The 13627-nt window shown below is 49.6% G+C and carries 8 protein-coding genes; 4 read left to right on the forward strand and 4 right to left on the reverse strand.

Annotation, left to right across the window (positions count from 1 at the left end):
* Positions 1-169: 169 nt before the first annotated feature.
* The 3 genes from H7F15_RS06690 to H7F15_RS06700 form a co-directional block, all read right to left on the reverse strand.
* A complete protein-coding gene (locus H7F15_RS06690; protein ID WP_185196184.1) occupies positions 170-2485 on the reverse strand; it encodes a LamG-like jellyroll fold domain-containing protein in 2316 nt (771 codons plus the stop codon).
* 364 nt (positions 2486-2849) lie between these two features.
* Positions 2850-3827, reverse strand: coding sequence for a type IX secretion system membrane protein PorP/SprF (locus H7F15_RS06695; RefSeq protein ID WP_185196185.1), 978 nt, complete (start codon positions 3825-3827; stop codon positions 2850-2852).
* A 6-nt stretch (positions 3828-3833) separates the two neighbouring features.
* Complete coding sequence (locus tag H7F15_RS06700) at positions 3834-7211, reverse strand: Ig-like domain-containing protein (protein WP_185196186.1); 3378 nt, start codon at positions 7209-7211, stop codon at positions 3834-3836.
* 340 nt (positions 7212-7551) lie between these two features.
* Between H7F15_RS06700 and H7F15_RS06705 the strand changes: the two genes are divergently transcribed.
* From H7F15_RS06705 to H7F15_RS06720, 4 genes are all read left to right on the forward strand, one after another.
* Complete coding sequence (locus tag H7F15_RS06705) at positions 7552-9030, forward strand: MBOAT family protein (RefSeq protein WP_185196187.1); 1479 nt, start codon at positions 7552-7554, stop codon at positions 9028-9030.
* Positions 9031-9042: 12 nt separating this feature from the next.
* A complete protein-coding gene (locus H7F15_RS06710) occupies positions 9043-10161 on the forward strand; it encodes a hypothetical protein (protein ID WP_185196188.1) in 1119 nt (372 codons plus the stop codon).
* A 54-nt stretch (positions 10162-10215) separates the two neighbouring features.
* The gene (locus H7F15_RS06715; protein ID WP_185196189.1) at positions 10216-11451 is read left to right on the forward strand and encodes a DUF563 domain-containing protein; all 1236 of its coding nucleotides are present in this window, start codon (positions 10216-10218) and stop codon (positions 11449-11451) included.
* 79 nt (positions 11452-11530) lie between these two features.
* The gene (locus tag H7F15_RS06720; RefSeq protein ID WP_185196190.1) at positions 11531-12637 is read left to right on the forward strand and encodes a glycosyltransferase; all 1107 of its coding nucleotides are present in this window, start codon (positions 11531-11533) and stop codon (positions 12635-12637) included.
* Positions 12638-12682: 45 nt separating this feature from the next.
* Here H7F15_RS06720 and H7F15_RS06725 read toward each other — a convergent pair whose 3' ends face one another.
* Positions 12683-13444 (reverse strand): sugar phosphate nucleotidyltransferase, encoded by a 762-nt coding sequence (locus tag H7F15_RS06725; protein WP_185196191.1) that lies wholly within the window; start codon positions 13442-13444, stop codon positions 12683-12685.
* Between the last annotated feature and the right edge of the window lie 183 nt (positions 13445-13627).

Here is a 13627-nt window from a genome sequence, read left to right on the forward strand (position 1 = left end):
TAAATATTACATGGTTAACACTTATTTATACCCCTGAGGCCCGGAAAGCCACAGGCAGGCACAATAACAGGCTTGCAGCAGAGCCTTACAGCCCGGTTGCCTGCATGCCTGTTAAAATCTATTCCGGCCCCGGAAGGCCATTATTTCAGATGAGTCAGAACGGCTGCTGTCAGTCCAGCACAACCAGTTTCCTGCTCAGTGTTTTTGCTTTTGTAACTATAGTTACCATATACAGCCCGCCGGCCATGGTTTCCGGTATTACTTCGGTCAGTTTTATAGTTCCGTCTCCTTCTACCTGCAGCTCTTTTACCATCATCCGCCTGCCCGACAGGTCCGATAGCATGAAGGTTACCTTTTCATCAGGCACCAGGTTATTTACTTCTACCTTCAGATCGCCGTGCTGTATCGGGTTAGGGTATAAGTAGAAACTGGAAAGCACCGTACCGCCAAACTCAATGATCACAATGTTGGAGAAGGTATGAGCACCGCTTTCTTTCACGATCCGGAGCCGGTAGTAACTGGTTCCTTTCAGTGGTTGCTCATCGGTATAGTTGTAGGCCAGCAAAACAGAACTGGAGCCGTTAGCCTGCACCGTACCTATTTCCGTAAAATCAAGTCCGTTCTCAGACCTTTCCACTACAAAATGCGAGAGATCCGTTTCGGTCTGTGTTTCCCAGTTCAGTTGCACCGTGTTGTTCACAAACTCACCTTCAAACTTTATGAGCTCCACAATGCCGTCGTACACCGTTTCGTAATTTTGGCGTATCTCTTCGTCAGTCAGGGCACGACCGAACAGCTTCACTTCATCCAGATCGCCCTGGTAGCGGTATTTGCCGGCCAGGTTCAGGTAACCGATATTGACCGGGCTCAGCGAGGCAAAGCTGTTCTGATACCGGAAACTGCTCTCCCCTACTTTTTCGCCATCTACATACAGCCTGTTCACGCCGGCAGCGCCATCGCGCACGGCCACTACCTGGTGCCACTTGCCATCATTCAGTTTCGGGCCGCTTTTCTCTACCATAGTACCCTGCCATTGCAGGTCGCGCAGGTCAAAAACAGCCTGCCCCGTGGTTGAGATGCCTATCCACCAGTGCATATCAGAATCCATGGCCTGGCGTCCGATCATTACCTGGTTATCAGAAGGGTTGGTGGTGGTTCTGGCCCATAGTTCTATGGTAAAGCTCTCGGTAGGGTCCCAGTTAAAATTGTAGCTTTCCTTTACATCCAGTCCGGCTTCGGTACCATTAAAGCGCTGCCCACCTGATATAACCCCCGGAACAGGCGACGGCCGGGCACCCGACTCGCAGGTAGCATCGTAAGGCGTATAATAGTCTTTAAAATGAAGGCCGCTGGTTTCGTGCAACATCCAGTGGTGGCGCAGGCCTACACTCTTATCGATGGCGTTCTTCACATCAATGGTAAAAGTCTGCTCTGCCTGGCCGGCGCTGTTCTTCACCAGCACTGTTACATTCTGCCTCCCGGCAGCTGCAGGTGTCCAGGTTATCTGCCCCGTTGAGGCGTTGATTGACATGCCCGGCGGATTTGAGTTAAAACTATAGGTAGGAGCCGGATTGCCGGTCGCCTGCACATCGTACAGGTACGGCTGCCCGACTACCCCGAATGTTACAGGTTCAGATGTTATAGTTGGAGCAATTGTTTTTGTACCGCAGTATACACTGGCGCCTTCGCCAAACCTGGCACGTACTTCGTTCTCTTCTAAAGCACGGTTGTAAACTATAATCTCATCTACAGCACCATTGTAGCGGTACCCATGGCTCAGGTCCAGGTAACCGATCGTAACAGGCGCCTCACTCAGGAAGTCAGCGGTGTAATCGTACCGGTACTCGGCTACTTTATAGCCATCAATGTACAGTCTGTTGCGCATGTGCATGCCATGGCGCATCACCACGACATGGTGCCACTTGCCGTCGTTTATCTTTTTTCCCGATTTCTCTATCCAGAAGCCTTTGCGCTGCATGTCGTATAGTTCGAACACCGCATAGCCTTCCGGGTCCACGCCTACCCACCAGCTCATACCCGAGTCTTTGGCGCTGCGGCCCATGATAACCCGGTTGTCCGGCGCTGAGCCTGTTACCTGCACCCACATTTCAATAGTAAAGCTATCGTAGCGGCCCCATTCAAAGCCTTGTTTTTCCGTGATGATCAGGCCGTTAGAAGTACCATTGAATTTCTGTGCGCCCGCAAACATGCTGCTGATCGGCGTTGGACAACTGGTACAGGAAGCCGTGACCGGCGATACGTTATCGGCATAAGTGCTGCCTGTGGTTTCGTCGAGGGGAAAATAGTGCACGATGCCGGGCGGACATTTTGCCTGCACAACAGTTGTTGTTAACAAGAGGAGAATAGCTGTCAGGGCGACAAGGGTGGTCTGTAGCCTGTTTGTACCTGCCATGCTGCGGCGGATACGCTGGGTAATATCAGAAAAATAGCTACTTATGTATCTGTAACTGTAACTATATGTCATAAGTATTGAAATCTACTTGGTAAAGGGTGCTCTGTGCAGATTGAGCTAAACAACCTGCTTTGTGCTGTATTGTGTTTCTGACGCCTGAGCCGGTGTTTTGGCTTCAGGAACCTGGCATCTGGTACACTAAGTCGTAAGTATTAAAATTCCTGATTATTGGAAACTTCTTATATTACGGGTATTCGGTCAGCGGGTTTGGTCAATTTTTGTAAGGGCAACTATAGCCTCCACGGAGGCGCAACTATAGTTAGTAATTAACTATCAACCAGTTACAAACCAACCAACTTTATAGTTGCCAATACACGCTCAAAAGCGCTTATGCTGCTCTAAAAAATAATACAAATTAAAGCCTGAGTATGAGTAACTATAGAACTGCTGCCTGTCTGTTTCTGCTCCTGTTTTCCGGCAACCTGAACAGGTAGGCAACCATTATTTCGTTCGTGGGCTGATCAATGGTTGCAGCTTCAGCTACAGGGGTTTCGTAGAGATAGCTCACTTGGAATTTATTAACCCGGAACCCGGCTGTTGCGGTAAAGGCAAGCTTGTTACGGTAGCCTGCTCCGGCCCACAGCATTTCCTGGTACACACCTTTCAGCTGCCCTTCTATAGTTGAGCCTGAAGAAGCATCATACTGATACAAGCCATTCAGCACCAATGCTATAGTTGACGACACCTCGGCACGAACGCCTGCCATGCCAACATGCCTGCGCGCATAGATATCGCTGATGAATTCATCGCCGGTATTCAGCATTTTACCCTCTGTTACATGCTGCATGGCATAGCCGGCATAAAACCCGCGGCCTGAGAGTGTCAGACCCAGGTCCAGTTCTGCCCAGCCGGTGCGGTTATTGGCGTTCAGCATCTGGCTGTAGCGGGGGTCGTTTGTGTTGTCGAGAGTCAGTTTGTTACCGTCCAGCGCAAGTGTTGTATAAGTAAGGCCGCCGCCCCAGCGCAGCATCAGTTGCTCTGACAACGTAATGCCCGAACTATAGTTTGCCCGGACCTGCGTCTCGGAGAAGGGGCCAAACGACTCGCGAAACAGCAGCAGCCCCAGGTTGTGCTGCACCGAAGGAACTGCAGCCACCGGATTGCCATCCTGGTAAGTTCTGCCACTGTTCAGTTCGGCCAGGTTAAATTCTGCGGCGGCGGCAATGGTTTTGGGCGCATCCTCAAAACCGGTCCACTGGTTGCGGTAAAGTGCCGTCAGGCGGCTCCCGTCGAAGCCGGTAAGCGAAGGATTATAGTATAGTTTGAGCTGCGAGAAGTTGCCGGTATACTTCCTGTTCTGGGCAGTAGCGGTCAGGGTAAAAAGTGTCAGCAGCAATAGTATAGTTAATCTCATAACATCTTATTTTAAAACAGTTACCACCCCTTTTTGCACCAGATCAATGTCCAGAATCCGGATGATGTAGAAGTAAGGGCCTTCCTGCACATTGCCGTTGCGGCCTTTGCCATCCCAGCCTTTCTCCGGGTCGGTGCTGTGGAAGAGGCGCGTACCGGAGCGGTCCAGTACCGTAATCTCTACCTGATCGTAAAAGCGCAGTTCCGGCACGGTCCAGGTCTCGTTTATTCCATCTCCATCCGGCGAGAAGGCATTTACCAGCTTTATCCTGTCAGGGTCGAAGGGCAGTTTGGTTAGTGTAAAGGTGCGCTCCAGGCTGTTCTGGTAGGGGTCGGTGGTGCGTACGCGTATGGTAAACTCCTTTTTGCCAGACAGGCCTTTGTTCGAAACAAGGTAAAGCTGCGCATCCTGCACCCGGAAAAAGGAGTTATGGGCATCGCCTTCACCAGAAACCAGTTCATAGGTAAACACCTCATCCTCCGGATCCTGAGTAGTGAAACTGGCAAGCACATCGGTTGGCTCTGCATCCGGTTTAAACTCGGTGGCGCTGATGTTCAGTTCGGTTGGTGGCAGGTTTGGCTCAACGGTTACCTGTATACTTGCCTTTTTGTTTCCGAAGTTGGTAGTGTTCTCGGCCAGCGCCAGGTTGCCTGCCAGTGTGTAGGTACCGGCTACCTTGCGGTTATAGTTGCCGGGCTGCCACGTTACATTCAGGAAATCCTCCTCGCCGGTGGTATAGGTTACTTTTGCCTTCTGAGGTAGTTCGAGCGCGCTGAAATCAGTATCAAATGGCACGGTAATGTGGCCCGAAGGTGTTACAGAAGCGATCTCACGGGTTATTTTGGCTACCTGCGCGGTTACCGGTTCGCCCTGGTTTCCGGCCTTGTCGGTCAGGTACAAACTAACCGTCAGCGTCCCATCCTTCAAGCCAGACAAATCGAGCCCTGAAATGGCAACTATATTTCCTGTAGCAGTTCCGGTGCCTGTTACAGCATTGCCGCCATTGTTACTTGTTATGGTATAGTTATAGTTGGCACCGCTTTCGGCACCAGTAACCTTGACATTGACACTATGCTCGTTGTTAACATTTACCTGCTGCACATCAAACGCAACGGCATATCCTGATGGGGCAACCGAGTCGAAGGTTCGGGATAGCGTGTTGGAAGGCTCGTTTCCGTTTGATGCCGCATCTGATGCCATATCCGAAGCAATGCTTACAGTTACTTTTCCCTGCCCGGTGGGTGTTACCTGGGCAGTATAGTTGCTGGCATCGGCTTTACTAAAGCTGGTTATTGTTCCGTTAGTTGTTTGAATATCGGCCTGCTCGAAACCTGTAACAGCTTCACTGAATTTAATGGTAACAGCAAACCCGGTATTCAGCAGTTCCGGAGTAGTTGAACTGATGGCTATAGTTGGCCTTGTAATGTCGGCAGTGAGCTGCAGCGTATTGGAAGCCGTGTTGGTATTGCCGGCCAGGTCAGTGGCTTTACCGGCCTGTAGTTGTAGCGTCACGGCCCCATCCGTAGTTGGCGTTAGGGTAGCTGTATAAGTCCGTTCGTTCTGCGACTGCAGGTTGCTGATGGTGCCGTTAGTAACTATAAACCCGGAAGCCTGCAAACTATAGATGGCCTCGCTAAAACTGATCTGTACCTGGAATGCCTTGTTAACCGGCGAAGTGGCGGTAGTAGCCAGGGTCGCAGTCGGTGATGTCCTGTCTATAGTTACTGTAAAATTCTCCCCTGCTCCGCTCTTGTTGTCCAGGGCATCGGCGGCAGTGGCTGTAAATGTATGCGTGCCTTCCGGTAAGGCAGTCTGTTCATAACTGAATTCCCATTTGCCGTCGGTGCCTGCTTTGGAAGTACCTATTACGCCGGTTCCGGTTCTGCTTATCGTTATATCTGCTTCGGGTTCAGCTGTTCCTTTTAAGAGCAACTTGTTATCAGAGGTAATTCTGTCGTTGGCAACCGGGCCCAGATCTTCTGAAACGGCAACTATAGCCGGCGCCGGTGGCGGGGTGGCATCTATTGTCCAGGTGTAGGCAGCCGGGCTCTGGTCTGTATTGCCCGAGCCATCTGTAGCGCGTACCCGAATGGTGTGTTTTCCATCCGTCAGGTTCTGCAGGGTAACCGGGTTACTGACTGTCGCAAAAGCCCCATCATCGATACTGGCCTGGTAGGTAACACCTGCCTCGTTACTGGTAAAGCTAAAAGTAGCTGTTCTGCTGTTGGTTATAGCAGGCGGATTGGCTGTGATCTGTGTTTCCGGGGCATGGGTATCGGTTGGTGTAAGCATTGATTTAAGAGCACCGAACCATACCTGCGCCATTTTATCGTAGCCGCTGCTGTTGGGGTGCAGGTAATCGTGCATATCTGCCAGGCGGCTATAGTTCAAGCCTGCTCCGTTGGCCATATCTACCAGCACCAGCCGGTCTCCGGCAGCCTGCCGGCGGGTTGCCATTTCCTTCATGCGCTGGTTATAGGTGGCTGTGTTCTGTATATCCCACTGCATATCTTCGGCGTTGGCACCACAATCGGTACACTGTTTTATGATCTGCGCCAGCACCACGGTTACCTCACGTTTGGCGCGGGCTTCATAGGCATCAACTTCCTTTAAAATGCTTTCGAGCTCGGTTATGTTCTGGTCGTAGCCCAGGCTGTTGGTACCAATATGCAGCAGAATAATATCGGGCTTGTACTGGTCCAGGTAAGGAGTACCGCTGTTGTTCTTCCCGTTTTTAAGTAACGTGGTGATGTCAGTGATCTTGGCACCTCCGAAACCGGCATGGTCCAGGTCGGGTGCGTACCCAAATTGCTGTTTAAAGGCAGTAACCGTGTTGGTACCTGACACTTCACTGCCAACCATATCTATAGTAAAACCTGCGGAGCGAAGCAGCCTGTAAAGCGTATTGCGGTAGCCAACCCGGTCGGCACGATCGATGCTACCACTTCCGCCATCGGTATTGGAGTCGCCGAGCGGCATGATGCGGTAACTATAGTTTGCCGGGTGCGTGGTTGCAGTAACAGTGTTGCTGTAAACGGTTTGCCCGCTGCCGGTTGCCTTTATGCGGTATTGCAGCGTTTCGGAGTAGCCCAGGTTACCATGATGAAAACCAGTGGTAGTGCCCCCGACCGTAGCAAGGGTAGTGAAAGCTGCGCCGGGCAGTTTAGCATACTCTATAATATATTGTGTGGCGTTTACATTTGACCAGGTAAGGTATATGGAGCCAGCCACACCGGGGGCTGCTGTAAGCTGAGGTGTTTCTAAAGGACTGTTACGGGTAATACCAACTTTATTTGCTCCCGGGGAAGCCGACACAGTAACAGCTGATAACAGGCACAACAGAAGCAGCAGATACTGCCATCTGAAAGGGTAAGGGTGAGCCATGGATGCTATTGAATTTATACAAAATTTATTGCCCCATATAAACGATGCTGCATCCGGAAAGTTTTATAGTTTTTTGCCCATATTTATAAACAAAGTTATATTTTAAGTTATCAATATCACATTCTGATCCAAATTACCCCCGTATATATCCATATTTACCCATAGCTATATCTTACAAAAAAAATATAGTGTAAAATACTCAACCTTTTTTGCTGATAACTATATAATAGAAAGAAAGATGGCTTAACTCCCTGCCCTATCAGGAAAGCAGCTACAAACATGGGTCTGCATCAGCGGATGCAGGTAAGAAATGCTTCTTAACATCCTTTAAGCCGAGATTATGTTATTTAACTCTACTGAATTTTTTATTTTTTTCCCGGTAGTAGTTACCCTTTATTTCCTTACACCGGCAAACCGAAGATGGATCATCCTGCTCCTGGCTAGCTATTACTTTTACATGTCCTGGAAGCCGGCTTACACCATAATCCTGCTTGTTTCCACCCTCATCGATTACCTGTGCGGCTTTGCCATGAGCCGTTACACTGACGAAGAGAAGCATAGAAGAAAACCTTTTTTATACCTGTCGCTGCTCTCCAACCTTGGCATTTTAGGCCTCTTTAAATACTACAATTTCTTTAACGAAAGTGCACAGCAACTGGCCCACGGCCTGAACGTGGCTTATGCAGCACCTGCTTTTGAGCTGCTTCTGCCTATGGGCATCTCGTTCTATACTTTCCAGACAATGAGCTATAGTATAGATGTATACCACGGCCGTATTAAAGCGGAAAAGCACCTGGGCATTTTTGCCTTGTTCGTTACCTTTTTCCCGCAACTCGTAGCCGGCCCTATCGAGCGGGCAGGCAACCTCATCGGCCAGCTGCGCAACACGTATGACTTTGACTATAGCCGTGTAGTGGCCGGTTTGCGCCGCATGGCCTGGGGCTTTTTCAAAAAGATCGTGATTGCCGATAACCTGGCGCTGCTGGTAAACCAGGTATACAACAACCCTACCGATTACGAGGGCATTACCCTGATACTGGCAACCGTATTTTTCGCCTTCCAGATCTACTGCGACTTTTCGGGTTACTCGGATATTGCCATTGGCGCAGCGCAGGTGATGGGCTACAACCTGATGGAGAACTTCCGGCGACCTTACTTTTCCAAATCTATTTCAGAGTTCTGGAGCCGCTGGCACATTTCCCTTTCTACCTGGTTCCGCGACTACCTGTATATACCGCTGGGCGGCAACCGCGTGGTGAAGTGGCGCTGGTACTATAACCTGTTCCTAACGTTTCTGGTAAGCGGGTTGTGGCATGGTGCCAACTGGACCTTTGTGGTGTGGGGTGCCCTGCATGGCTTTTACCTGATTTTTGCTATAGTTACCGCAAAACAGCGCGATGCCCTGGTAAGTGCAGTTGGCCTGAAAAGCCGTCCGTTGTTATATAAATGGGTGCAGGTACTTACGGTTTTCGGGCTGGTATGCTTTTCCTGGATCTTTTTCCGGGCAAATACGCTGAGCGATGCGCTCTACATCATACAGGCCAGTGTAACCGGGCTTAGTAACATCAGTCAGGTATTTGCCGGCGTGAACCTGGAGCACCTGCTGTTTATGGAGCAGGGTGCAAAAGTATTTATAGTTTCGGTCGCAGCTATCCTTATAATGGAGATGGTACATCTGATCCAACGAAATGGAAGTGTATCGGCGTTGCTGCTACAGCGGCCGGCTATCGTGCGTTGGAGTGTGTATTATATCGCCCTGATCGCGGTGCTGCTTTTCGGGCAGTTCGGTCATCAGGAGTTTATCTATTTTCAATTTTAAAACGATAAGGTTATGCAAAACAATGGCGTAAAAAAGCTGCTGGCGAAGTTAACCTTGTTAGTGCTTCCCTTTATACTATGGCCCCTTATAGAGGCCACGGTACTGCCCATGAACTTCTTCACCTTCCGGATCTGGGAGACGATCAGTGTGAATACGATGCGCATTATGTCGGGGCCGTTTTACCCTAACCAGCGCTGGGTGATGGAAGAAGAAGGCGAGCTGGCTCCGCACACCCCTTTTGCAGCCCGGCGCAAAGTAGAATGGATAACCGACGAATACGGCTACCGTAACCGCGATACCAACTGCGATGTGCTCCTGATCGGCGACTCGAATGTAACAGGCGTAAAACTGACGCAGGAAGAGACGCTGGCCGAAGTACTGGAACGACAGCTCAAAAAAGAAGTATACTCGTTTGCCCCGGCCACCATGAACCGCTTTCTGGCAACCGACCGCTTCCTGGAAGATGCTCCCGAACTGGTGATCGTTTCCAGCATCGAGCGCCGTATTCCTTCGCTGCCCGCTGTTGGTGCCAACGGCCTGGATTCCCGCATCCGGAACTTTACCGGCAATATGATCAACGCATCGCCGGTACTGACCTACGCCGCCATCACTGCCGACCGCATCTCAAAACTTGGCTTATACCACCGCACCCTGGCTGCCATCGAGCGCCGGTTCGGCAAACGCGAATACATTGCGTATAACAACGAGTTCTTTCTGGAAGGAGAAGAAGCCAACCGCGACTTTACGGACCAGGAAATACAGCAGATAGCAGACGTACTGGAAGGTTACAAGCAGGCTGTGGAAGCCCGCGGCATCCGGTTTATGTTCCTGCCGATACCTAATAAAGAAAACATTTACTATAAACTGCTGCCAAATCAGAAAAAACCCAATTTTTTACCAAAGCTTATCGCAGAATTGCGTAAGCGGAATATAAGTGTGGTAGATATACAGGGACCTTTTGAAGAATTGTACCAGCAGAAAAATATACCACTGTTTCCGGTGGATGATGCACACTGGAATCACATAGCCGTACAGGTTGCATCAGAAAAAGTAGTAACGCAATTAGATGAGCTCCAGGAGCCCGCACAACACAATAAAGACGAAAAGTACCTTGTAAATTACACTCACTGAGCTAACGCCGGACAACTATAAGCTTCCGGCAAAACAGCTATAACATACAGACCTATGAAACTCAAAACCCTCTATAGTAAAGGATCTAAAAAAGCAGCTAAAATACTTGGCCGTATTATACCCTATAATACGCATTACAGACCAGCCAGCGTGTGCAGACTGAACCACGACAACCCGGTTGGCCTTACCCCACGCGAAATAACAGCCTACACCATTTATAAAGATGCTGTTACCACCCTCGATATTCCGGATGAACTATACAATGCCTGCTCGCCTTACTGGAAACCGGAGCGCAGTGTTACCACCAACTATATGGTAGTAGAAGTGCCAAACGGGCGCATCCATACCGATAACGAGTCCAGTGTATCCGTCATCTCGCAGTACAATCGCATTGTGGAAAATGTGTCGCTGAGCCTGACAAGCGGAAAGGTAACGGAGCCAAACCTGAACAACATTTTTGAGCAGCGCTTTTTTACCAAACCGGTTAAGGTGAAAGGCACTGTCTTCTCGATGCTGACCGGCGGCGCTGGCATCAATAACATCAGCCACTGGTTTTTAGATGTACTTCCCCGCCTGCACCTGCTCCGCGAAAGCGGCCTGTATGATAAGATAGACTGGTTCTTGGTACCAAGCCTGAAGTACGAATACCAGTTAGAGACACTGGAACTGCTGGATATACCACGTGACCGCATTATACCGGGCGATAAGTACCCTCACCTGACTGCCGATTGCATTGTAGCGTCTACGGCGCCGCGCGGCAACCATACACTTGTGCCAAAATGGCTCTGCGACTACATCCGCAACTCGTTTGTACCAAAGGCAAAAACCGCCTCGCAGGTGAAACTGGCACCGGATGCCCCACTGATCTACATCAGTCGCAGCGACTCAAGTGTGCGCAATATCCTGAACGAAAATGAGCTGGTTGCCAGCCTGGAGCAGGAAGGATTTATAAACGTAGTGGCAAGCAAGCTTACTATAGCCGAAAAAATAGCCTTGTTCTCGCAGGCCCGCGTGGTGGTATCGGCCACAGGTGCCGGCCTGATCAACATGCTGTTCTGCAATCCGGGCACCCGCATTATCGAGATCTTTAACGAGAACTTCGTGGTAGAGCCTTTCTTTGATATTGCTACCAAGGCTGAGCTGGATTATGATTATGTGATCTGCAAAGGCAACGGTGTTGTCAAGAACATGTCGCAGGGCCAGACGCGCCATTTTGTAGCAGACGTGGACATGGTGATGCAGACCGTAAAGAAAATGAAAGCTGTAAAATACATTTACCAGACAGCGTAACAACCACTTGTTTGTAACTATAAACTATAAACAGCTGCCCTTGTGGCAGCTGTTTTACTACCTGCACCCTTAATTACCTATGGCTAAGAACATTGCCTTTTACCTTGCCGACCAAAACCCGCACCGCGACCGCAGCCTGGGCATTACCAATATTACCAAAACCCTGATGGGCGGGCTGGCTCAACTCCCCAACTATTGTTTGTCGCAGGTGGTGTCGGAGTCGTCGTTTGCGTTTGAGGATGACCGGATAAAGAAACATACCCTGCCCTGGCGCACCGATAACAGCAAAGTAAACCGTCTGCTTACCGATAACCTGCACCCTTTTTTTCTGAAGCGGGTGCCAGCCGATATCTGGCTTTACCCGAAGGGCTACTTGCCTTATTTAAGCAAGCCGGACGGCGTGGTAGTTGGTCTGATGCACGATGCGCTGCTACAGCATTACGCTGATAAATACCCGCATTTTCGCTCTAAACTGGACCTGGCCTACTGGTTGAATATCCTGAAGACAAGCCTACGGAAGTGCGATTATGTGCTGACCGTTTCGGAAAGTGCCAGAAAGCAGCTAACCGATGTATGCGAGCGGTACAATATTCCACAGCCAAAGATCTTTGTAACCTACGAAGCGTCAGATTTTGAGGACCTGGAACCGAGCAACTTTACCGACAAAGGCAACTATGTGATACACCTGGCCTCGGAACAGCCGCATAAATGCACTTTGCCCCTGCTTAAATTCTGGAAGCAGTTAGCTGAAACGGACAAAAACCTGCCCGACCTGCATATTATTGGCAAGATTTGCCCGGAAAGTGAAAAGCTGGTTGCTACTATGCCTGGTGTTGTGCGTAAATCGCATTTGCCGGAAGATGTATTTGTGGATGAGATCCGGAAAGCGCGTGCGTTGCTGTTTCCGTCAGAACTGGAAGGTTTCGGTTTACCCGCCATCGAAGCCTATTTCCTGAATACGCCGGTTGTTTTTGTGGAAGGAACTTCGGTTGCTGAGATCATGGAAAAGGACACCAAAGCCGGTGAGTTTAGTTTGAGCTCATTTGAGTCGTTTAAAAAGGCCTTGGATGATGTACTGAACTTGACACCTGAGGAGATAGCCGAATCAAGAGCAAAATTACTGGACCGTTTCTCTAAAAAACGCTACCTGGCTAATGTAGATCAGGCCCTGGCTTCTATAAATTAAGCGGAGACCTCACAGTGTGCGCAGCTCCTGTGAGTGTCTTTTGCATCAACTATAGTTTTTTATCGCCAGTTTGAGATCATCGGGCGTACCCATATCCAGGCAGCTACCTTCCGGGAAATGAACAGACTGCACCTGTAAACCTGCAACTATAGCCGCCTGCATTACAGCTCCCATTGGTATTTCCATTAGCTTCCCAACTATAAACTGTGGTTCTATTTGCTGCAGATAGTGGTGCATGAACTCCGTAAACTCCGGTGACCAAACCGCTACACACCAGGCCATAGTTAAACTTGATTTCTCCGGCTTCGGAATTATAGTTTTCACACTGCCATCCAGGTCAGTTTTAACCATATCCCATTTATTCGGATGCGCTACTGAAAACAAACCCAAAACTATAACTGCACCTGTTTCCTGTTGCTTTTGCAGGAGTCTTGGGAAAACAGTTACCGGCTCCACTATAATATCAGGGAATCCGAAAACAATCGTTTTATCCTTCACAAAACTATAAGCCTGGTCCACAGAAAACGGAGTACCGTACGGCCGGTTCATGAGCAGGTAAGCGAAAGCCATGCTATAGTTACTGCCATCGCCTAAATACGCAGGAATATCCCATTTGCCGCTTCGAACTATAAAATACACCTGCTCCGCTCCTGCCTGCTGCATCAGTTCCAGCAGATACTCTGTAACCACTTTGGGTGTACCATCTGCTTTAAAACCAAGCGGGTATAGTTCTTTACTGAAAGGCACCTGCCCTAACCTGGAGCCCAGTCCTGCTGCCGGAATAATGCCTGCTATAGTTTGCTTCATGGCTAAAGTTTAGCTTTTTCTAATAATGTAGTTACCCACCCCTAACCCCTCCGAGGAGGGGAATTGGGTACTATTGAGAAATCCCCTCCTGGGAGGGGTAGGGGTGGGTTGACTCGTCCTTGCTTTAATCCCCAATTATAGATTAAACAAAACATCCCGACAAGTTAAACTTGCCGGGATGCT

Origin of the sequence: Pontibacter sp. Tf4, assembly GCF_014212495.1 — a bacterium.
Lineage (GTDB): Bacteria > Bacteroidota > Bacteroidia > Cytophagales > Hymenobacteraceae > Pontibacter.

Bases quoted from the DNA above. Each gene is read 5' to 3' on its own strand.
- H7F15_RS06690 (WP_185196184.1), bottom strand. From the start codon at position 2,485: ATGACATATAGTTACAGTTACAGATACATAAGTAGCTATTTTTCTGAT.
- H7F15_RS06695 (WP_185196185.1), bottom strand. From the start codon at position 3,827: ATGAGATTAACTATACTATTGCTGCTGACACTTTTTACCCTGACCGCT.
- H7F15_RS06700 (WP_185196186.1), bottom strand. From the start codon at position 7,211: ATGGCTCACCCTTACCCTTTCAGATGGCAGTATCTGCTGCTTCTGTTG.
- H7F15_RS06705 (WP_185196187.1), top strand. From the start codon at position 7,552: ATGTTATTTAACTCTACTGAATTTTTTATTTTTTTCCCGGTAGTAGTT.
- H7F15_RS06710 (WP_185196188.1), top strand. From the start codon at position 9,043: ATGCAAAACAATGGCGTAAAAAAGCTGCTGGCGAAGTTAACCTTGTTA.
- H7F15_RS06715 (WP_185196189.1), top strand. From the start codon at position 10,216: ATGAAACTCAAAACCCTCTATAGTAAAGGATCTAAAAAAGCAGCTAAA.
- H7F15_RS06720 (WP_185196190.1), top strand. From the start codon at position 11,531: ATGGCTAAGAACATTGCCTTTTACCTTGCCGACCAAAACCCGCACCGC.
- H7F15_RS06725 (WP_185196191.1), bottom strand. From the start codon at position 13,444: ATGAAGCAAACTATAGCAGGCATTATTCCGGCAGCAGGACTGGGCTCC.